The sequence below is a fragment of the Corynebacterium singulare genome, assembly GCF_000833575.1.
Taxonomy (GTDB): domain Bacteria; phylum Actinomycetota; class Actinomycetes; order Mycobacteriales; family Mycobacteriaceae; genus Corynebacterium; species Corynebacterium singulare.
In genome coordinates this window covers 1,150,956-1,173,243 of sequence record NZ_CP010827.1, presented here as the reverse complement: position 1 = coordinate 1,173,243, position 22,288 = coordinate 1,150,956, and the positions used below count along the sequence as shown (strand labels likewise).

Below are 22,288 nucleotides of genomic sequence, written 5' to 3'. Positions count from 1 at the left end.
GTTCGGCTTTGAGGTCTGGACACGTGGAATCGAAAAACGCACAGAAAAGGCCCCCATGGACCGTGCGAAACTCAGCAGGGTCCATGGGGGCCGGGGTGGCGCTTAGCGCAGCGTACCGACGACCTCCTCTACCGCATCCACGAGCGCACCTTCCTTGACCAGGCGCACGGTCTCCTCAATCTCCGGGCTCAAGTAGCGGTCTGTGCCCGGGCCCTGCACGGTCGTGCGGAGGGCGGCGATAACCGCGCCGGTACCCTTCGCCGGCTCGCCCTCACGCATATCAATAGCGCGGGCCGCAGTAAGAATCTCAATGGCGAGCACTCGCTGCAGGCCATCCACAGCCTTGCGCAGCTTGCGGGCGCCAGACCAGCCCATGGAGACATGGTCCTCCTGCATAGCGGAGGACGGAATGGAATCCGCGGAGGACGGGTTTGCCAGGCGCTTGAGCTCGGAGACGATGCCTGCCTGCGCGTACTGCGCAATCATGTGGCCGGAGTCGACACCCGGATCATCGGCCAGGAATGCATGTAGGCCGCGGTTGCGGGCGGTATCAAGGAAGCGGTCGGTACGACGCTCCGACATGGAGGCCAAGTCAGCCACCACAATAGCCAGGAAGTCCAACGCATAAGCCACCGGAGCGCCGTGGAAGTTACCGTTGGATACCACGCGACCATCCTTAGTCACGACGGGGTTGTCCACAGCTGCGGCAAGCTCGCGTTCTGCTACCACAGCGGTGTGCGCCACGGTATCGCGGAAACCGCCGGCCACCTGCGGGGCACAGCGCACCGAGTAGGCGTCCTGAACCTGGTTCTTCTTGAATTCCTCAAGGGCAGCCTCCAGAATGGCAGACCCTTCTGCCACAGCCAGAATATTGGCAGCGGCATCCGCCTGACCTGGGTGCGGACGCAGCTGCTGAAGATCATCGGCAAAAACTACGAGGGTACCCAGCAGGCCCTCCACCGTCATCGCAGTAGCAATATCAGCCGTCTTAGCCAGCTCGCGCAAATCAGTAATGGCCAGGCAGAGCTGGCCCAACATGCCATCGGTACCGTTAATGAGCGCCAAGCCTTCCTTCTCACGCAGCTGCAGTGGCTCGATGCCCGCCGCCTTTAGCGCCTCACCCGCCGGGATGATGTCGCCGCCATCGACGCGCACCTCTCCCTCACCCAGCAGCGCCAGTGCCGCATGAGCCAGCGGCGCCAAGTCACCAGAGCAGCCTAGCGATCCATACTCACGGATGACCGGGTGAATGTTGGCGTTGAGCACCGCGGCGTAGGTCTCCGCCACCACCGGGCGCACGCCGGTGCGGCCGGTGCACAGGGTGGAGAGGCGAAGCAGCATGAGTGCGCGGATGACTTCGGTCTCCACCTCCGGGCCAGTACCTGCGGCATGGGAGCGCACAAGGGAGAGCTGCAGCTGGGCGCGCATTTCTTCCGGAATGTGGCGACGAGCGAGCGCACCGAAACCAGTGGAAATTCCGTAGACCGGCGTCGGGTCCTGGGCCAGCTCCTCCACTCGGGAACGTGTGGTGGCAATTTCATCCAGAGCATCGTGAGAGATCTCTACCTTCGCGCCATAACGCGCAACGGCCACAACTTCCTCAATGCTCAAGGCACCAATGCCCACGGTGACGGATGAGGGATAAGAAATAGACATGATAAGGCTCCTTCACGTGTCGACGCGTGGCCTCAGACCGCCCGCGTCAACGCCAGGCAGAGAAAAAGGCACGCGAAAAAATACATACTTGCTTTCACAAGTAGGGAAATAAAGTGATACGCGCAACAGCCCTACGCGTTGCGCTCATAGTACAACAGCCACCCCGGCGCGCACACCCGGCACTCCCCTGACCCCTAACGCCGTCCGTACATTCTCTCCGCCACCTGCTCTGCCGCCGCCTGCAGTTCCTGTGCTATGGATGGTGCGTCGGCAGTGCCCACTGGATACGTCACCGCAAGCGCCGCGGCTGGCCTGCCCACATGGTCAACGATTGCCACCCCTACCGAGGCTTGTCCGCGCGCCACCACCTCAACCTCTTCGGCCCACCCGCGCTCACGAACGTCACGCAGGATGGACTTGAACTCCCCAAAGCTGAGAGCTCCGGCCGAATACGCCGCACGCCATTCGGCTTCCGGAAGCAGAGCCAGCATCGCTCGCCCTGAGGCGGTGCGCTGCGCTTGGAGGCGCACCCCTCTGTCCGTCACCAAAGACAAAGCCTTCGGCGCCCGGACCTCATTAAGGTAAAGGATCTCTGACCCCGCCAGGCGCGACAGGTGCCCAGAGCCGCCTACCTTGCCAGCAATGCGTTCGAGGTGGTTGTGCGTAGCCCGTACGAGGGGTTGCTGCGTGGCATAGGCCGCGGCCATGGAGTAGGCCGCGAGGCCCAGCCCGTAGGTTTGGTTCTCCGGAAGGTGCACCACGAATCCCGCGTCCACCATCTCCTTGAGCAGGTGGTAGGTGGATGAGCGTGGCAGGTCCAGCTCGCTGCGGATACGTGCCGCTGAAATGGGCACATCGATGGTGGATAGCAGCCGGAGGATTTCCAGCGCATTGCGCGCGGCCGGAACGCGGGAGTTGCTCATAGCGCGACAGTCTAGCTAGGTCACGAGGAAAGCAATCGGAGTGGCAATGATAATGGTGAGGACCACGCGCTCGAACCAGATAACAACCAAGTGCCATAGCTTGATAGGAATCTTGGTGGCCAGAATGCACGGCACCAGTGCAGAAAAGAAGATGATGGCAGACACCGCTACCACGCCGATGACGAATTTCAGCGTCAGGCTGGAGGAATCCGCCACCATGGTGGCTGGTAGGAACATTTCCGCAATCCCCATCGCTGCAGCTTTACCCGCTAGCTCGGGTTCTGGAAGCTGCACAATCCATGCGAAGGGATAGAACACATAGCCCAACCAATCAAAGAGCGGCGTGAATTTAGCCAGCAGCAGGCCAATGAGGCCGACCGACATGATGGACGGAACAATGGCCGCGGCCATGCGCGCGCCGTCGCGCAGGTTCTCCCAGATAGCTGCCCTCAACGACGGTGCACGGTCGAGCTGCAACAAAGCTTCCCTCCATGCTGCTGAGAAGTAATTGCCCTTGACCGGCTTCTCTGGGTCCGGTGTCACGCCGGAAACATACTCGTTGGGGATGGTGCTGAGCGGCGGAATCCACACGGTGATAGCGGTAACAACGAACGTCACCACCAGGGACACAGCAAAATAGATTCCCCACATGTCCATCAAGTCCAGCTGCTTGGCCACTATGACCATAAAAGCGGCAGACACCGTGGAGAAACCCGTCGCGATGATGGAAGCCTCGCGGGCGGTATACCCGCCGCGCTGGTACACCCGGTCAGTAATGAGAATACCCAGCGAGTAGGAACCCACAAAGGAAGCCACGGCATCGATGGCGGAGCGCCCTGGCGTGCGCCAGAGCGGCCGCATGATGGGTTGCATGAACACGCCTACGAACTCCAGCAGGCCATAACCAATAAGCAGGCCCAAGAAGGCACCACCGATGGGGACGATAAGCCCTACGGGCGTGGCGATGGAGTTCCACAGGAAGGGAACGATGTCCTCATGTGCCAGCACTCCTGGCAAAGTCCCTATCACCATGAGGAAAGAAACGACCATGCCCACGACATTGAGCACGGTAAACACAGCTTGCATGGCGCCGTCCCGCCAGTTTTTGTTCACAATGCTGCGCACGGTGCCATAGACGGCCAGCGGCAAAATGATCCACGGCACCGCAGCTTCTGCGTGTGTACGGATGATGGTGACCATATGGTCAAGCGGTATGGACTTCTTCCCGTCGTAACTAATGGGGAAAAAGAAGACGAAAGCTCCGATGGCACTGTAGACAAACAGCCGCCACAGCCCCTTTTTCGTGGGCGTGGCATCTTCGGTTTCATAGAAGGCGTCAACAAGGGCGTCTTCGTTGTTCATGTTTTACCTCACGGAATGGGCGACAAAGTACACGTCTCTAGCACGGCAGGCAGCCCACCAACACACGGTGAAGGAAGACACGCCAACCATGCCCACGCAACAGCCACACGCGGGTCACAAGAATACTAACCACATTTTTCTTAAATGTCATCCAGCTCACCCCCGGGTACCTAGTGAAAGACACGTCACTGAACAGAATGTCATGGAATTGACCCCGCGCGGCAACTAGAGGAAAGTAGCTCTCAGACGCATTGTCCACTCGCACTAGTAACAAAGGAGGAGGACGGCCATCGTGCCCGAGACCACCACCCAGCGCAGAGGCCTCAAGCACCGCCACCTGCACTTCATCGCACTTGGCTCGGCCATCGGCACCGGCCTCTTCTACGGCTCCGCCAGCGCCATCCAAGCTGCCGGCCCCTCAGTGTTGCTGGTCTACCTCCTTGGCGGCGCCGTGGTGTACTTCCTCCTGCGTGCACTCGGTGAGATGTCCGTGCATCACCCGGTCACGGGGTCGTTCGCCGAGTACGCGCGCGCCTTCCTCGGCCCCTGGGCCGGTTACATCACCGGTTGGATGTTCGCCTTTGAGATGGTCATCGTGGCGCTCGCGGATCTCACCGCCATCGGCGTCTACATGCAATTCTGGTTTCCCGGCTCACCGCAATGGATCTGGGTTGCCGCCACGCTTCTCCTCGTTGGCGGTGCGAACCTCGCAACAGTCAAGGCCTTCGGCGAGCTTGAATTCGCCTTTACCATCGTCAAGGTCGGAGCGGTCGTCGCCATGATTCTTGGCGGCGTAGCGGTCTTGGTCTTCGGCCTCTCCACCGCGGAGACCACTGGCCCCGCCAACCTTGTGAACGATGGCGGTTTCTTCCCCAACGGCCCCTCCGGAATGATTGCTTCCTTTATCCTTGTGCTCTTTGCCTTCGGTGGTACGGAGATTGTGGGCGTCGCCAGTGCGGAGGCTGAGGAACCGGAAAAGTCCGTGCCAAAGGCCGTCAACACCATCCCCGTGCGCATCCTCCTCTTCTATGTGCTCGCCATCCTGGTCATCCTCATGATTAACCCGTGGCGCACCATTACCGGTGAGGAAAGTCCTTTTGTCCAAATCTTCTCCACCTTGGGCGTCACGTGGGCCGCTGCCGCACTCAACGTCGTGGTCATCACCGCGGCGGTCTCTGCCATCAACGCCGATCTCTTCGGCGCTGGCAATGTCCTCACCGGTTTGGCTCGCCAGAACCTTGCCCCCGCGATCATGGCCAAGAAAGCACGCGGCGTACCAGTCATGACCATGGTCATCCTGCTTATCGTCATGGTCATCGGTACCGCCCTTAACGCCCTTATCCCGGAGAATGTCTTTGAAGTCATCGCCTCGCTTGCCACATTTGCCACCATCTACGTCTGGCTTATGATTCTTCTGGCCCACGTGGCCTCCCGCAAGAAGATGTCCCCGGAGGAACGCGCAAGCCTCACCTACACGGTTCCCTTCTGGCCATGGGGCCAATACTTCGCCATCGCCTTCATCACGTTTACTTTTGGCATCATGGCATGGCAGGCACAGTACCGCCCGGCCCTTGCTGTGGGCGTTGGCTTCATCATCCTCATGACCGCCATTTTCTACGTCACGGGCCGCCGGACTCATGCCACCAGCAGTGACTCCATTCCCACCTCGAAAGGATAGCTATGAACAGCGTTGATGCCCCCGCTTACTCCCCTGCCCCTGAGTGGTCTGGGCGTTCCGACGGCCCAGGTCCTGAACATGCACGGTGGCACAGCGTGATCCGCCCCCTCGATGCGGCGAACCCGCAGGCGCAGCCCGGCGTCGCCCTGCTGGGTTTCGCCTCCGATGAAGGCGTGGCGCGTAACCATGGCCGCCCCGGCGCGGCGGAAGGCCCGGCCGCTTTGCGCGCCGCCTTGGGTTCCCTGGCGGTGCACCATGAGCATGTGCTTTACGACGTCGGCACGATCACCACCCAAGGCACCGATCTCGAGTCCTCCCATGAGCGCCTGTCGGACGCTGTGGAGGCCCTTTCCCGTGCCGGTCACCTGCCCATCATTCTTGGCGGCGGTCATGAAACGGCCTTCGGCTCGCACCGCGGCGCTTTCCGGGCTCAGGGCCCACTGAACATCATCAACCTCGATGCTCACTTCGATCTGCGCACCGCCGATGTGCCCACGTCTGGCACTCCTTTCAAACAGATTTCTGAGCTGGTCGGCCCCGAACATTTCGCTTACTCCGTTCTCGGCATCTCCCGCCCCAATAACACGAAGGTTCTTTTCGACGAGGCTGCCAACCTCGGTGTTACCATCACCCTGGATGAGGAACTGCTCGCCATGACTCGGGATGAGCTGCGTTCCCACGCCACACAGCTCTGCGCCGACTCGTCCCCCATCCACCTCTCCATCGACTTGGATGTCCTCCCCGCCGCCCAGGCCCCTGGCGTCTCTGCGCCCGCCGGCCTCGGTGTGGATCTTCGCATCATCCGCGACCTTGCCATCTCCATCGCCTCCACCGGACGCCTTGCGCTTGTCGACGTTGTCGAGCTCAACCCCTCTTTCGACCTCGACTCCCGCACCGCCAAGCTTGCAGCCCGGCTTATCGACGACATCGTGAACGCGCACTTTTCCGTCCCCGCTGTCTAGTCAAAGTTTGGGTTCTCTGGATAAGAGTCGGGACAGCCGGCATACTGGTCCCATGAGTTCACCGATTCGCGTTGTCGGCGCCGTCTTTGTTGATGGCGATCGTGTCTTGGCCTGTCGAAAAGCTCCCGGAAAGTCTTTGGCAGGATTGTGGGAATTCCCCGGTGGCAAGATTGAACCGGGCGAGTCTCCTGAAGAGGCCCTGGCTCGCGAACTCAGCGAGGAGCTCTCCCTCACGGCGGTCGTCGGTGACAAAGTAACCACGACTGTCCACACATATGACTTCGCCACCATCGAACTAACCACGTTCCTGTGTACTATCCAGTCTGGTGAGCTGGTTCTTACTGACCATGACGCCACCCGCTGGGTCACCGCAGCTGAGGCTCAAACACTCGACTGGGCACCGGCAGACATCCCAGCAGTCGAACTCATCTCGTCGCGCCTATGACCTCCCACTCTCTCCTTCCTTTCGGCATATATGAAACTCCTGTTACCGCCCGTATTCACGAGCGCATAGAGGAGACAAAACGGGCTATTCCCACGGCTGCTTCGGGCATTATGGAGGATAGCTCCGCCGAGGTGAGTCCAAGGTTTGCTGCTGCAGTTGCGCAGCATTTCGCCAAGATCCTTGAACAGCGACTCACCGAGATCAGGAATCCGGAACAACGTGTAGCGCTCATCAATAGCCTCGCGCAGCACCTTGGTTCAGACGAGAGGATGTCTGCTGAGCAGTTGCTCTACGCCATCTACAAGTCGGAGCTTGCTGACCCTCCCTCTCTTCCTGAAGTCTCCCTCAACACCAGCGCGTTATTCACCAATAGTGTGGATGACACCAATATGTCGGTAGAGATTGCCCGCGAAATCCGGACTGCAGACTCCGTCGATCTACTGTGTGCCTTCATCAAGAGCTCAGGGATCTCCGTAATCAGTGACGAGCTTGAGTATGTGCGAGATCATCAAATTCCGCTTCGTGTGATCACCTCGACGTACTGCGGTGCGACCGAAGCCGCCGCGGTTCGCCGCCTTGTCGAAGACTACAACGCCGAGGTTCGCATTTGTTACGAACACAAATCGACGCGTCTCCACGCTAAGGCCTGGCTTTTCCGTCGTAGATCAGGCTTCGATACCGCCTTCATTGGTAGCTCTAACCTGTCGCGCTCAGCGCTCGTCGACGGCTGGGAATGGAACGTTCGCGGTTCTCGATCCTCCACCCCGGAAATTATTGAAAAGTTCATCAAGACCTTCGAGAGCTACTGGCATGATAACCATTTCAAGGTTTTTGACCCCGCACGGGATTACGATCGACTGCTAGAAGCACTGCACGGAGCACAGTTCCTCGGCTCCGCATCGGGACATAAACTCGAACTGTCTGGTCTTCGCGTCGAGCCATACGCCTACCAGCAGGAGATGCTAGAGGCGTTGCGTTCCGAGCGTGAACTCCACGACCGCCATAAGAACCTTCTCATTGCGGCCACCGGTACTGGAAAGACAGTGGTAGCCGCGCTGGATTATCGTCGACTTTGTGAATCCTACGGCCGTAGGCCTCGGCTGCTGTTCATTGCTCATCGCCGCGAGATTCTTGAACAAGCCCACCGCACATATCGCGAAGTTCTCCAGGCCTCTGACTTCGGCGAGCTTCTTGTCGGAGGTTCGGAGCCTCATCACTGGGACCACGTTTTTGCGAGCATCCAGTCGCTTCATGGAGAGCGCCTGACCCGCATCTCGCCCGAGCACTTTGAGGTCGTCGTGATCGACGAGTTTCACCACGCTGAGGCAGCAACCTATCGGAAGATTTTGGACTACCTCCAGCCCCGCGAGCTTCTAGGACTAACAGCAACCCCAGAGCGCGGCGACGGTCACAACGTCCAAAAGTTCTTCGATTACCGTGTTGCCCATGAGCTTCGCCTATGGGACGCACTGCGGCTCCAATTGCTGGCGCCGTTGCACTACTACGGCGTCGACGACAATACCGACCTTACGAGCTTGACATGGGTTCAAGGCAAGAAAGATTACAAGGCATCAGAGCTCAGCGAGTTGTACATCAAGGCCGGCGAAAAGCGAACCAGGTTTATCATCAATGAACTCAACCGTCGCATCTTCGACCTAGCTTCCATGAAGGCACTCGGCTTCTGTGTGTCTATCGCTCACGCTGAGTACATGGCAGAGCAGTTCAATGCATTCGGGATTCCTTCGCTAGCGGTAAGCAGCAGACTGACCACTCAGGAACGTCAAAAAGCTCTGTCGCAGCTTCGCGACGGCCACATCAAAATCATTTTCGCCGTCGACATTTTCAACGAAGGCGTCGATATCCCTTCCGTGAACACTCTTTTGCTCCTTCGCCCTACTCAAAGCCCGGTACTCTTCGTCCAGCAACTTGGCCGCGGCCTACGTCTCAACGAGGGGAAGGATGCGTGTATTGTCTTTGACTTCCTCGGCCTCCAACATGAGGAATTCGACTTTGAGGAGCGCTACAAGGTACTCACCGCCGCTCGCGGCAAGAGCTTAATCAGAGAAATAGAGCAAGGCTTTCCTACCGCGCCGCCAGGTTCCCACATCACCTTGGACCGCGTGACGACCGAACGCGTACTGGCTAACGTTAAGCGTCTGGCACGCAACTCCATTAAGAAAATTAGGGCTCAGATTAGCGAACACGGCACTACTGACCTCTCAGCCTTCCTCCACACCTCCGATATTCCCGTGGAGGACATCTACCGCCGCAAAGGAATTTCGTGGACGACGTTGCTCAGGGACGAGAATCTCCTCCCATCGCCGATAGAAGATGAGGTAGAGAGTTTCCTTCTTAGCCGCATTCGCGTGCTCCTCCACATTAATGACCCTGATCGTGTCGAAGCCTATAGCCGTCTCATGGCAGCGAACGGCCCTTCAGAAAAAGACATGGATGACCGGGAGAAGCGATATGCCACCATGCTCACTCTAGCTCTCTGGGCCAACTCCAATAGAGCAGTTCCCGCCACTTTGGATGATGCGTTCTCACTTATCCGGTCCTACCCAGCCTTCGTTAACGAAGTTAACCAAGTCATGCGATACTCGCTCGACGAATCCCGCGTTATCCCGAAGAGGTCTTCGAGTAGCGTGCTCGAAACACATGCAGACTACAGCCTCGCCGAACTCATTGGGGCACTGGATGACGGACCTCTCAAAAAATTGGCGAACCTACCGCGCGAAGGAGTCAAACGCTTCGACAGGTCGAATACTGATCTGTTCCTGATCACCTTCCAGAAAGATGAAAACGTCAGTGCTTCAACTAACTATCGCGACTATCCGTTGTCCCCTGATCTATTGCATTGGGAGTCACAATCCACAACGTCGCTCAAGTCCGCGATGGCCGAGCGTTACATCACACACCGCGAGCGCGGCGGCAATATCATCATTGCTACACGCTTTACCAAGAAGAACAAGGTTGAAACAGCATCGGCGTACACTTTCCTCGGCAACGTCGATTACGTTGACCACAGGGGTGAAAAGCCCATCCAGTTTGAGTGGCGCCTTCGCCGTGACATGCCGAAGAGACTCTATACCGCCGGTCGCACGGTAGCCTAAATACGATTACAACTCCTTTGGTCTAGATCCCCACCCGCACAATGCAAGTTATTTTGCACAGTTGCGTCGAATTGTTATAAGAATTTTCAGGATCCAAACGTCAGGTGACTTGAGTTAAATTCGGACACCTCCAGTCACCCCCAAATACGATGGGCCGATAGATAACCGCAGTTGATGACACGTAAACCATTTTTCCGATTGGCCACACGTACAACGCCTAGCTACCCCCGAATGGAAAGATCTCACTCTGTGAAATTGACTAACAACACAGCCTAACCTAGCATTCTCTCATCAGCTTAAAATGAGCTAAGTATAAATGGCTAGCCAGAAACAGACGGAGGAAGGACATGGACGCCGCCAGCGAGAATAACCAAAAGCGATGGAGCCGCCCGAACACCGGTTCCGAGTCTTCTAACTATGGCTTCACGCGTTTCCGCGAGCGTAACTTCAAGTCTTCGTCAGGCAATAACCCGCGCTGGGCCGCCTGCAGCCAGCGAGCTCGCACTATCCACTAAAGAGCACCCCGGCCACTAGAGCCACGCCCCCACTCCTGCCCCATCGCTTTTACCGCCAATTCAGCCGAGGACACAATAGCCTCACCACATTGGCGGCTTTGCTTACATTCAGCAACCCGCATTAAAGCACGAGAACCCCCACATCGAGTGGGGGTTTACACACAGTGAAGTGAAGCGAAAGCAAGCGTTACAGCTCGAAACCATTCAGAATGTTCTGAAGTTTCTGCTGATACGGGGCAACGTCATGTTCGTAGCGTTGCAGAATGGACAGCACAATCGCGTTCAGCATAAGCATCGGGACAGAGAGAGTAGTGAAGGCTCCTTCATCGCCACGCGGGGCCGCGAGAGTCACCACGGGAACTGGGTGGACGATACGCAGATCATCTGTAATGAGGATGACCTTGCATTTCACCATCTCAGCGTAGTTCAGTAGCTGGCGGAGCGAGCGCGTCGAGCGACGGAAAGCAAACACCAAGAGCAAATCGGGCTCACCCATAAGCAGGAGCTGTTCAGCAATATCCCGGTCGGTCTCCCCAGACAGGTCGTGTACCGAACGTCCGAGTCGACGCAGGCGACGCTCAGCTTGGTCGCACAACGGGATAGAGTTACCGCGGCCATAGATGTAAATATCGCGAGCGTTCATGACCAAGTCCGCAGCCTTGTTGACGGAGTGCTGGTCTACGCTTCCCGACGCCACGGACAGGGAGTCCAACTCCTTCGAGACGAGCTGCCCCAAAATGGTCTGGCCGGCCTCGTTACGGAAAGTCTGACTACTGCTTGAATGCTCAGCGGCAAGATACTGATCATGCAGCATGCGCAGCTCTTGACGCAGTTCCAAGTAGCCTTTATATCCGAGCTTCTTCGCTGTACGAGTTACGGCCGAACCGTGCACACCGGCTTTTGCAGCGACATCTTCGCCACGCCACAAAGCTGCCTCTTGGGGGCGACTCAGGATAACGTCGACAACTGCCTCATCCGCCCTGCTAAGTTCCGACCGGTGACGCTCCACCCTTTGTTGAAAATTCACACCCCGAGTTTAACAAAAAATTTTTAGATCGTGACATTTTTCTTCAAAATGTTGCGGGTGCAGTGGCATATTGCTGAAAAATAACGCAAACATTAACATTCCTGCTGGCTAGTATAGCCTTGGTTTATAGTCGCGGCGCAATCGCTGCAAAATAATCTTCCTGTCTTGCAAAGTGTCGCGGCCAAAGCTCCACGCAACGACACCACCTGCCGCCACTACAGCACAGAGCGCAAAGGCCACCTCAAAACCGTAGTGGTCCGCAAGGAATCCAATGACGATGGGGCCGAGGATTTGCCCAAAGTCACCGGCCATCTGGAAGGTAGACAAGACTTGCCCACCAGAACGCTTCGATCCCACCACATCAGCGATGGCCGCCTGCTGGGACGGCACAATGAGCCCAGAAGAAGCACCGGCGAAGGCGGACAGGAGAAGGAGCATCCAGACGGTGTGCGCCAAGCCCAGAGTTCCCACAAACACCGCCGACCCCACCAAACCAGCAATAATTAAAGGACGCCGGCCAACCTGGTCCGACCACGATCCAGAAAACTGCAGAACAACGGCATTGCCAGCGGCAAAGACCGCGAGTGCTATGCCGGAAGCTTCCGCACCGTTATGGAATATGGCAGCAGCAAAGAGAGGCAGCACCGCAACTCGCACTCCCATATTGATCCAGCCCTGCGCAAAGTTGGAGGTAAGCACCGCACGATAGGCCGTATCGCCCCATGCCTCCTGCAGTCGCATCGGCGGCAAACGACGCCGCGGATCTTCAGCTTCGTCGACCACGGGCATAAGCACCCAGACCACGAGCGCAGCGAGTGCTACCCCAACCCCATAGATGAAGAAGGGCCAACGAAAACCAAGGAAGGACAAGCTGGCGCCAACGAGTGGACCAATAACATTACCCAGGAGGAAGGATGTCGCGTACGTCGCCGAGCAGCGCCCCCGAATAGCGGGAGGAGATAATTTCACGATAAGGGACATCGCTGCCACGGTGAACATGGTGGATCCGATTCCGGCAATAGCGCGCAGCACCACAATGTGCCAATAGTCCTGGGCAATGCTTACTAGTCCGGTGGTGATGGCGACAGTTAACAAGCCAGTGAGGTACACGCCCCGCGTTCCTGCTCGATCAATGAGGCGCCCCGCCGCAGGGGCGAAAATCAGGCGGCTCGCAGAGAATATGGACACGACGAGCCCAGCGGCAGCCATCGAGACATCGAAACTGACGATGAATTGGGGAAGCAATGGGGCAATCAGCCCGTAGCCTAAGGCAATAATGAAACCCGCCGAGACCATCACCCAGATTTCTCGCGGAATCTTTAGTTCTTGCATCACACCGTCACTCATAGCTTCACTAACTGTAGCCTACCCCTCCAAATAATCGAACTTATTTTCGACTGTAGTCGAATTCGTGTCCATCCCCTCTTCTAGTGTGAAGGCCATGAAGAACTACAACGCCTTTCGCACCACTTCCCCACGCTCCATTCAATCTCCTATCGATACCGGTGAGCTCACTGCGGACATCCTTTTCCATCACCCCGAGATCCTCGAATCCATCGAGAGCATCATCCACCATCCACGCTCACTTGCCCGACCCACGCCGCAGTGGCGGCCGCCGTCACAGTCTCTGCCACCTGTGCTGCTCCGGACTAGAGAAGGTGAATCTACCCCACCGCTGACGCTCACCGTCTCCCGTCATCGCGTTGGCGAGCGCGCCCAGGCTCGCGTTTTGGGCTTCGGTGAAAAGCGGGTGCCGGCTTATCTCATTACCGTGCGTATTACGTCTCCGTCAGGACAACCAGTATCGCCAGCCTTAGCTGAAGCGTGGGTCCGCACGCTCGTCCCAGAAGACTTGGTGTCAGCCGTGCACGAGATTTCTAGCAGCAGCGCCGCAACCTTTGTGTGGCTTGTTGATAGTTCCTACGCCCCGGTGCTGTCACCACTGTCACTTTTCGAAGGCTTTAGCCAGGCGGCCTAAGCCGCTACGCCTACGATGGCTGTCTCCTCCACACCGGGGTTCGGCTACAAGTAGCGCTGCAGGCGGTCTAGAAGACCGTGGGGCGGCTCTTCATCTAGTGAGAGCGTAAATCGGTCCTCAGTCAGGACCCGGCCAACGGCTGCATGGGTTTCGGGGCGATCGAAGAAGTACCGGATGGGCTTCGGCGCAAAGCGAATGGCCAAGCACACGAGCACCACAGTAAAGGCCTTATCGATGGGGTCAGAACTCATCGCCTGAATCAGCGCAGCAATGTTTTCATCATGGACAATCAACAGGATGAAGTTCGTGAGCTCTCGGGGTCCGCGCTGAAGATTCTCATCAAACGCAAGCAGTGTCGACGGCAAGGACACCAACCCCGCCACGATTCCAAGCCCATAGCCTGAGAGCAGCGTGGCTATCATTCGCTTAAACACGCCGCGGCGAGCCATCCACCCCACCAAATAGGCCACGATCACGGCGTTTGGAACATATGCCAAGCCCAGCGGATTGCTGACGGCCCCAAGACTCGCTGAGAGCACCGATGTCCCCATGCCAAGAATTGGACCATAGAGAATGGCGATAAACATCGTTCCGGCGGTGTCCAAATACAGCGGAATGTTGAGGTTGAAGATCAACAAGGATCCCAATATGTTGACGGCGATAGCAAACAGCGGATTGATGATGGCATGGCTTCTCAGCATCCCCCATTGAGAGGCAAAAAAGAGTAACCCACTAAGAAGGCTCAAACCCCAGACCGATGCTGGCAGGACGGATTCAAACGTCCTATCGGCATGTTCAAAGTTTGGGTCAAGCGTGAGGCACCACGCGAATGCAGCACACGCTAGGGCGAAACCAACGCAGATTCGCTGGCCGCGAAAAGCCATATCAACCGGCATGGTCCCTGGACGCCCCTCATCGAGTTCAAAAATGTACCCGATTATCCTAGCGCGCCCTTCCGCACGAAGCGACTAGCCTTCGCTGTCGTCAGCCTCACCATTGGAATTATCAGCGTCCACATCGGTGTCGTCGTCCTCATCATCTTCGTCATCGTCGAAGAGCACGTCATCATCCTCATCGTCAGCGCCGAAGATGTCATAAACGTCCGGCTCATCAAAGTCCGGGTCATCCACGCTAACGAGCTGAGCCTCCCAATCCAAGGCCTGATCCGAGACCAAACTCAGGACGTCGAAAAGACGATCAAAATCGGTGTAGGTACCAAGCTCAAGAGCCTCAGCAGGCACTTCGATGATGGGGGCAAGGGTGGTGTCGTCGAACTCCCCGGCGTCGAAAAGCGCGACGCGCTCCTCCTCCCCCAGGTCCTCTACAGAGTCGTTCTCCCACAACTCGTTGATGGCCTCATCCTCAAGCTCGTCGAGTTCCTCTTCGTCGAAGTCAAACGAGAGGAATCGCACGACTGCACTCGGAACACCGTCAATAGTCTCAACGAGAACGCGCAATTCGGAATCGTTAGCAACGTCAGCCACGACGAGGTTCGGGTTGAACTCATCCTGGACAAACTCCAACTCGGCAATGCGCTCATCGGTACCCTCAAGCAGGTCTCGCAGCACGGTGACCACTTGGTCGGTGGCAATGTGGCGAGACACCGCCTCCACCGCATCCTCCACGGAAAAGGCAACGGAGACGAGAACTGCTTCAAAATCCTCATCATCCTCATCTACATCCGCGGCAGCAATGTAGACGTTGGCCGCGGGGAGAATCGGGTCAATTTCCACAAACTGGATTTCCAAATCGGAGGTGATGGGCACAAACATCACATCATCGTTGACGCGGGACTCAATACCCTCCCCGTCCAGCGCAGAAGCGATATCTTCAAAAAAGCTCATGTGATTAACATCCATCCATGTGGCGGTCTCACCCCGGCTGCTGCCAAGGCCACCCACATCCTACCCGCGATCGTGGCCATCGGGCATGAAACCCAGACGCTTTAAGATTTCTGGACGTCCGGTTCCCCACTCCAACATGTCATAGGACTCCCACGCCTGGCGGCGCGATTCCATCGGTGCCGATTCCACATGAGGTTCCACGTCAAAGATCATCGTCTCGCGCTGTGGGGAACGGTATCGCGGCCAATCCTCTAGCGGAGCACCGTTCCGGATGAATGAACCCCATTGGGCCTGCATATTCTCAGTGACCTCTTCCATATCGGAGGATTTACCCATGGTGGTCAGAAAGGACACCCGCGACGCCCCAGGGTCACCAAAGATATTGGATAGCTCCATCGAATGCATCGCTCCCAAGCCCAACCAACGCAGAGCTGCCGGCGCGAAATCGAAACGGTACATCCAGGTGGGATAACGGCGCGCATGCTCACCCGCAACACGGACGGTAGGGCCCCAGAACAGGGCGTCGGTAAGCAAGTCTCCAAAGTCCCGACGAGACACCGCCCCACCATAGGCTGCGACCACATCAGGGGCGCTCTCCGGATCAAAGGAAGCCAGAAGGCGCAACGCGGCGCGCTCCCGAGAGCTTTGACGCTGGTAGAGAAACTTACCGAAGCTGGCTTCACCGGAATTCGTACCGATGAGCAACGGCACTGGGTGTTGGGCACCATCCTCAAACGCTTCAATAGGATGCTGCGGAATGAGTTCACCATCCACGGTGGGGGCGTAACAGGAATTCAAATACAGCAGCTCACCCGCGCGCCACATCATCGACTGCCCAGAGCGCACCAGATCCGCGAAGTCCTCCCGCCGCAGATCCTCAGCCGTTGTGTCCCGAGGCAGCGCCATCTTGTCCACCAGCTCGCGCGCCCAGAACATGGATTGAGCGCGCGAATGAATCATGCCAATCGGCGGTGACTGCGCAATAGCTCGGTGAAATAAGCCCTCTGCACGAGGAACAGCCATAAGCGTGAGAACTGCTGCGCCACCGGCAGATTCACCCATGAGGGTGACGTTGTCCGGGTCACCACCAAAGGCCGCAATGTTATCGCGGACCCACTCCAGGGCAAGAACCTGATCCGCCACGGCAGGGTTGGCACAGGCCTCCCCGCCAAGACTGCGGACATCTAGATAGCCCAAGGCCCCCAAACGGAAATTGACGGACACGTAGACCACGTCCATCTGCGCCGCGAACTCAAAGCCGCGAAGCATGAGCATGTGAGAGGACCCAACGATGAAGCTGCCACCGTGTAAATAGACAACAACGGGAAGCTTCTCCGTATTTGGCACGAATTCAGAGCTGTGCTGAGTGTGTGGGCGGACGATATCGAGCGTCAGGCAATCTTCCGAGCCCTCAATACGATCCGTCCACGAATAAACCGGCTGGGGTGCCACGTGTCCAAACTCACGGCAATCCCTAATTCCCTCCCACTCCGGTGCCGGCCTTGGTTCCTGGAAACGCTGATCTCCCGAGGTATCCGCTCCGAAGGGAATCCCACGCCATGAGCGCACCGGGGAAGAGATTGGCCGGTCAGGGCGCAACTCCTCCTCAATGCAGCCGCGAACCCATCCCGAGGTCGTTAAAACAGTGATGTCATCCGCCAGCGCCGTCTTGGCAGCCTCATGGGCTGCGTGGGCGCGGGCATGCAGGTTCTCAGCAAGCAGGCGGGCCGCAGCCGCGCTGACCTCACGCGGAGGGAAAGGCTCGTACTCGCTCATAGCACCTAGACTAATGCCACAGCCTGGCTCCGCGCTGGGGACATGTTTTTCGATACGGTGGTGTACATACTGTTTATAAATTAGACGAAATCAGGTGAAAAACATGTTTGGACTTGGAGAAAAGACACAGGACGAACCCGCCGCTGTGGAGAAGCTCACTGTGGATGAAAACAACCGCATTAGCCAGAGCTTCATGGCCGCACTCAACAAGGTGATCTCGGCACAGTCCTCTATCATCATCGGCTACGTCGAACGCTTGAAGAAGAGCAACAAGAATGCCAGCCCTCAAGAGCTGCAGGAGCTCATTGACAAGCACTTCCTCAACATTGTCTCTGGAACCGGCGCGGCTGCGGGCGCCTCAGCGGCCATCCCCGGCATCGGTTTGGTGTCTGGTGCTGCAGCCATTGGTGCGGAATCACTCCTGTTCCTCGAGGCCGCTGCCTGGTACATCTTGGCCTCGGCACACCTGCGTGGCGATGACATTCGTGATGAGGAACGCCGCCGCGCTCTCGTCCTTGTTGTCCTCACCGGATCCCAAGGCAGCGCTCTGGTCGATACTCTGCTGGGAGACGTCACAACGCTCTCCGGCATGAAGTCGGCCGCTACCCTTTCCCGCTTCTCCGGCCCCACCCTGAGCGGTATCAACGGACGACTGACCAAGCTCTTCCTCAAGCAGGCCCGAAAGAAGCTCAAGTGGGCATGGCTCTCCAAGCTCCTGCCGATGGGTGTCGGTGCGGTACTGGGAACGACTGCCAACCGTAAACTTGCCCGCCAAGTTATGAAGCATTCGGACACCCAGCTCTCCCCCCTGCAGGGGGAATAAACACGGGAAACGCGCCCCAGGGTAGTGAGCAAACTTACAGGGGCCGTATCATATGAGGAGACACCTTTCGGGGTGCCTTTCGCACCCATGGAACGGCCTACTAGAGTCGACTAAAGACAAACTTAGAAGCACAGAAAGAGGCGAACACCTGCCGTGAGCAACTCGAGCATCTACGGCCCGAACGCGTGGCTGATTGACGAACAGTTCCAGCAGTACTCAAAGGACCCCAACTCCGTAGATAAGGAGTGGCGCGACTACTTTGAGGCAAACGGAGCTCCCAAGCAAGCCGCACAGCCCAAGGCCTCCTCCGCAAAGGCCTCCAGCTCCAAGGCTTCTGCCCCGGCCAAGGACAAGGCGGGCGCTGCTGAGTCCAAGGACTCCGCACGCGCTGAAAAGTCCCCCGCCGCCCCGGGTGCCAAGGCTCCGAGCGATTCCAAGACTTCTACCACGAAGGCGAAGGCAGACAAGAAAAAGGCCGAGTCCCCGCTCGACCGCATCCAGGACGCACCGGAGCCGGGTTCCCGCCCGCTCAAGGGCATGTTCAAGGCCATTGCTAAGAACATGGACGAGTCTCTGGAGATTCCTACCGCTACCACTGTGCGTGACATCCCGGTCAAGCTCATGTGGGAAAACCGTGCGATGATCAACGATCACCTCAAGCGCACCCGCGGCGGCAAGATCTCCTTTACCCATATCCTGGGCTACGCCCTCGTTAAGGCCGTTCAGATCCACCCGGACATGAACGTGCGCTACGAAATCAAGGATGGCAAGCCCACTGTGGTGCAGCCGGAGCACGTCAACCTGGGCTTGGCCATCGACCTTCCGCAGAAGGACGGCTCCCGTGCCCTCGTGGTTGCTGCTATTAAGGAGGCTGAGAACAAGACCTTCGCCGAGTTCATCGATGCCTACCAGGACATTGTGAACCGCTCCCGCAAGAACAAGCTGACGATGGATGATTTCTCCGGCGTCACCATTAACCTCACCAACCCGGGCGGCATTGGTACCCGCCACTCCATCGCCCGCCTGACCAAGGGCTCTGGCTCCATCATTGGCGTGGGCTCCATGGATTACCCGGCTGAGTTTGCCGGCACCTCCCCGGACCGTCTGGCGGACATGGGCGTTGGCCGTCTGGTAACCCTGACCTCCACCTACGACCACCGCGTTATTCAGGGCGCGGAGTCCGGTGAGTTCCTGCGCACCGTCGGTGAGCTTATTCTGGACAATGCCTTCTGGGACGAGCTCTTCGAGTCCCTCGACGTGCCCTACCAGCCCTTCCGCTGGGCTGCCGACGTCCCGAACACCGGCGTCGATAAGAACACGCGCGTCATGCAGTACATCGAGGCGTACCGCTCCCGCGGACACCTGCTGGCTGACGTCAACCCGTTGGGCTGGAAGCAGCCTGGCCTGCCGTGGCCGGACCACCGCGACCTGGACCTAGCTACCCACGGCTTGACCATCTGGGACTTGGACCGCACCTTCAACGTCGGTGGCTTTGGTGGCAAGGAAACCATGACGCTGCGCGAGGTCGTTACCCGCCTACGCTCCGCGTACACCCTGAAGGTTGGCTCCGAGTACGCCCACATCATGGACCGCGACGAGCGCGGTTGGCTGCAGGAGCAGATCGAGGCCGGCATGCCGAAGCCGACCAACTCTGAGCAAAAGTACATCCTGCAGAAGGTCAACGCCGCTGAGGCTTTCGAGAACTTCCTGCAGACCAAGTACGTGGGTCAGAAGCGCTTCTCCCTCGAGGGCGCTGAGTCCCTCATTGCTCTGCTGGATTCCATCGTTGACACTGCCGCCGGCCAGGACCTCGACGAGGTCGTCATCGGCATGCCGCACCGCGGCCGCCTCAACGTTCTCTTCAACATCGTGGGCAAGCCACTCGCCGATATCTTCGGTGAGTTCGACGGCAACTACAAGGGCGGCCAGCTCGGTGGCTCCGGTGACGTGAAGTACCACCTGGGCGCTGAGGGCGAGCACCTGCAGATGTTCGGCGACGGCGAAATCAAGGTCACCCTGGCTGCAAACCCGTCCCACCTTGAGGCCGTTGACCCGGTCATGGAAGGTATTGCCCGCGCTAAGCAGGACATCCTGGACAAGGGCCCCGAGGGTCACACCGTTGTCCCGATCATGCTGCACGGCGATGCATCCTTCGCCGGACTGGGCGTGGTCCAGGAGACCATCAACCTGTCCCAGCTGCGCGGCTACACCACCGGCGGTACCGTTCACGTTGTGGTTAACAACCAGGTTGGTTTCACCACCACCCCGGATTCCGGCCGTTCCACGCACTACGCCACCGACTTGGCTAAGGGCTTCGACTGCCCGGTCTTCCACGTCAACGGCGATAATCCGGAGGCCGTTGTCTGGGTAGGTAAGCTTGCCACCGAATACCGCCGCCGCTTTGGCAAGGATGTCTTCATCGACCTCGTGTGCTACCGCTTGCGTGGCCACAACGAGGCTGATGATCCGTCCATGACACAGCCGCAGCTCTACGACATCATCGACAACCACAAGTCCGTCCGTGAGCGCTACACCGAAGAGCTCATCGGCCGCGGTGACCTGTCTGACGAAGAGGCAGAGGCAGCAGCACGTGACTTCCACGACCAGATGGAGTCCGTCTTCGCTGAGCACAAGGAAGCTGAGAAGGCTGGCCCAAAGGAGCAGACCGGTATCACCTCCTCCCAGGAGCTGACCCGTGGTCTGGACACCTCCATCACTGCCGAGGAGCTAGCCGAAATCGGCGATGCTTACGGCACCCCGCCGGAGGGCTTTGAGTACCACAAGCGTGTGGGCAAGGTTGCCAAGGACCGTCAGAAGACCTCCCGCGAGGGTGGCATCGACTGGGGCTGGGGCGAACTCATTGCCTTCGGCTCCCTGGCGAACTCTGGCAAGGTCGTCCGTCTGGCCGGCGAAGATTCCCGCCGCGGTACCTTCACCCAGCGCCACGCAGTGGCCTTTGACCCGAACTCCGGCGAGGAATACAACCCGGTTGCTCACCTGGCTGGGTCCAAGGGCAACGGCGGCAAGTTCATGGTGTACAACTCCGCTCTGACTGAGTTTGCCGGCATGGGCTTCGAATACGGCTACACCGTGGGTAACCCGGATGCCGTTGTGGCCTGGGAGGCACAGTTCGGTGACTTCGCCAACGGTGCGCAGACCATCATCGATGAGTACATTTCCTCCGGTGAGGCCAAGTGGGGCCAGCTTTCCAGCCTGATCCTGCTGCTGCCGCACGGCTACGAAGGCCAGGGCCCAGACCACTCCTCCGCCCGCATCGAGCGTTACCTGCAGCTGTGTGCTGAGGGCTCCATGACTGTGGCCCAGCCGTCCACCCCGGCTAACCACTTCCACCTGCTGCGCCGCCAGGCTCTCGGTGAGATGAAGCGTCCGCTGGTTGTCTTCACCCCGAAGTCCATGCTGCGTAACAAGGCAGCGACCTCTTCGGTCTCCGACTTCACTGAGGTCACGAAGTTCCAGTCCGTTATCAATGACCCGAACTTCTTCGACATCAATGGCAAGAAGGTTGGGGATCCAGAGAAGGTCAAAACCATCATGCTGGTCTCCGGCAAGCTCTACTGGGAGCTGGCCAAGAAGAAGGAAGCCGATGGCCGCGATGACATCGCTATCGTTCGCGTAGAGATGCTCCACCCGATCCCGTTCAACCGTCTGGGTGAGGCCTTCAAGTCTTACCCGAACGCTGAGCAGATTCGCTTCGTTCAGGACGAGCCGGCCAACCAGGGTCCGTGGCCGTTCTACAACGAGCACCTGCGTGAGCTCATTCCGGATATGCCGGAGATGGTCCGCGTTTCCCGCCGCTCGCAGTCCTCGACTGCCACCGGTAACGCAAAGGTTCACCAGATTGAGCAGAAGAACCTGTTGGAGGAAGCCTTCGACGTCTAAAGACGCCTAGGTCCTCTACACGCACTGGCCCCGGTCGCCGCACTCACATCCGAGTCGTGGCGGCCGGGGTCTTTGCCATGCGCCGGCGCTGCACCGTGCGTGGCCCCGGCTCCTCCCCTGCACATACTGGCCATGGCCATCGCAGCGCCACGACCCCGCGCGGTTAACAATTCTGGCCAACAAGTATCGTGATACGGCGCGGCGCCCTTGCTATACCATTCGCGCGCTTGTCGACGCCTCCCCCAACGTCCAAGTGTCACACACCCTCACCCTGGCCTCGCAAGGA

General features: G+C 58.4%; 16 protein-coding genes. 8 read left to right on the top strand and 8 right to left on the bottom strand.

Annotated elements, in window-relative coordinates; translation table 11 throughout:
• Positions 1 to 102: 102 nt before the first annotated feature.
• The 3 genes from hutH to CSING_RS05430 all read right to left on the bottom strand — a co-directional run bounded on the left by hutH (position 103) and on the right by CSING_RS05430 (position 3,941).
• Positions 103 to 1,656, bottom strand: coding sequence for a histidine ammonia-lyase (hutH, locus tag CSING_RS05440; RefSeq protein WP_042530394.1), 1,554 nt, complete (start codon positions 1,654 to 1,656; stop codon positions 103 to 105).
• Positions 1,657 to 1,850: 194 nt separating this feature from the next.
• On the bottom strand, positions 1,851 to 2,579 hold the full coding sequence (locus CSING_RS05435) for an IclR family transcriptional regulator (protein ID WP_042530392.1): 729 nt from the start codon (positions 2,577 to 2,579) through the stop codon (positions 1,851 to 1,853).
• Between the two features lie 15 nt (positions 2,580 to 2,594).
• Complete coding sequence (locus tag CSING_RS05430; protein ID WP_042530390.1) at positions 2,595 to 3,941, bottom strand: YjiH family protein; 1,347 nt, start codon at positions 3,939 to 3,941, stop codon at positions 2,595 to 2,597.
• 292 nt (positions 3,942 to 4,233) lie between these two features.
• On the opposite strand from CSING_RS05430, the gene CSING_RS05425 reads away from it, so the two are divergent.
• From CSING_RS05425 to CSING_RS13725, 5 genes are all read left to right on the top strand, one after another.
• A complete protein-coding gene (locus CSING_RS05425; RefSeq protein ID WP_042530388.1) occupies positions 4,234 to 5,619 on the top strand; it encodes an amino acid permease in 1,386 nt (461 codons plus the stop codon).
• A gap of 2 nt (positions 5,620 to 5,621) precedes the next feature.
• A complete protein-coding gene (gene hutG / locus CSING_RS05420) occupies positions 5,622 to 6,581 on the top strand; it encodes a formimidoylglutamase (protein WP_042530386.1) in 960 nt (319 codons plus the stop codon).
• Positions 6,582 to 6,633: 52 nt separating this feature from the next.
• Positions 6,634 to 7,026, top strand: coding sequence for a (deoxy)nucleoside triphosphate pyrophosphohydrolase (locus tag CSING_RS05415; protein WP_042530384.1), 393 nt, complete (start codon positions 6,634 to 6,636; stop codon positions 7,024 to 7,026).
• Positions 7,023 to 10,139, top strand: a complete 3,117-nt coding sequence (locus tag CSING_RS05410) for a DUF3427 domain-containing protein (RefSeq protein ID WP_042530382.1) — start codon at positions 7,023 to 7,025, stop codon at positions 10,137 to 10,139. Before CSING_RS05415 ends, CSING_RS05410 begins: the two co-directional genes overlap by 4 nt.
• 347 nt (positions 10,140 to 10,486) lie before the next feature.
• Positions 10,487 to 10,654, top strand: coding sequence for a hypothetical protein (locus CSING_RS13725; protein WP_158407798.1), 168 nt, complete (start codon positions 10,487 to 10,489; stop codon positions 10,652 to 10,654).
• A gap of 187 nt (positions 10,655 to 10,841) precedes the next feature.
• On the opposite strand, the gene CSING_RS05405 is transcribed toward CSING_RS13725, so the two are convergent.
• Together CSING_RS05405 and CSING_RS05400 are read right to left on the bottom strand one after the other, a co-directional pair.
• Positions 10,842 to 11,681, bottom strand: a complete 840-nt coding sequence (locus CSING_RS05405; RefSeq protein WP_042530380.1) for a MurR/RpiR family transcriptional regulator — start codon at positions 11,679 to 11,681, stop codon at positions 10,842 to 10,844.
• Positions 11,682 to 11,789: 108 nt separating this feature from the next.
• Complete coding sequence (locus CSING_RS05400) at positions 11,790 to 13,028, bottom strand: MFS transporter (protein WP_042530378.1); 1,239 nt, start codon at positions 13,026 to 13,028, stop codon at positions 11,790 to 11,792.
• Positions 13,029 to 13,122: 94 nt separating this feature from the next.
• On the opposite strand from CSING_RS05400, the gene CSING_RS14050 reads away from it, so the two are divergent.
• Positions 13,123 to 13,659 carry a hypothetical protein gene (locus tag CSING_RS14050; RefSeq protein ID WP_236684049.1) on the top strand — a complete coding sequence of 179 codons (537 nt, stop codon included), beginning with the start codon at positions 13,123 to 13,125 and terminating at the stop codon, positions 13,657 to 13,659.
• A 44-nt stretch (positions 13,660 to 13,703) separates the two neighbouring features.
• Here CSING_RS14050 and CSING_RS05390 read toward each other — a convergent pair whose 3' ends face one another.
• The 3 genes from CSING_RS05390 to CSING_RS05380 all read right to left on the bottom strand — a co-directional run bounded on the left by CSING_RS05390 (position 13,704) and on the right by CSING_RS05380 (position 17,279).
• Positions 13,704 to 14,360 carry a hypothetical protein gene (locus CSING_RS05390; RefSeq protein WP_236684048.1) on the bottom strand — a complete coding sequence of 219 codons (657 nt, stop codon included), beginning with the start codon at positions 14,358 to 14,360 and terminating at the stop codon, positions 13,704 to 13,706.
• Between the two features lie 267 nt (positions 14,361 to 14,627).
• Entirely contained in the window at positions 14,628 to 15,503 is an 876-nt protein-coding gene (locus CSING_RS05385) for a hypothetical protein (protein WP_042530374.1), read from the bottom strand.
• A 60-nt stretch (positions 15,504 to 15,563) separates the two neighbouring features.
• Positions 15,564 to 17,279, bottom strand: coding sequence for a carboxylesterase/lipase family protein (locus tag CSING_RS05380; protein WP_042530372.1), 1,716 nt, complete (start codon positions 17,277 to 17,279; stop codon positions 15,564 to 15,566).
• Positions 17,280 to 17,382: 103 nt separating this feature from the next.
• Here CSING_RS05380 and CSING_RS05375 point away from each other — a divergent pair, with 103 nt between their 5' ends.
• Entirely contained in the window at positions 17,383 to 18,102 is a 720-nt protein-coding gene (locus CSING_RS05375; protein ID WP_042530370.1) for a hypothetical protein, read from the top strand.
• A gap of 153 nt (positions 18,103 to 18,255) precedes the next feature.
• A complete protein-coding gene (locus CSING_RS05370) occupies positions 18,256 to 22,002 on the top strand; it encodes a multifunctional oxoglutarate decarboxylase/oxoglutarate dehydrogenase thiamine pyrophosphate-binding subunit/dihydrolipoyllysine-residue succinyltransferase subunit (RefSeq protein WP_042530368.1) in 3,747 nt (1,248 codons plus the stop codon).
• The last annotated feature ends 286 nt before the right edge of the window (positions 22,003 to 22,288 follow it).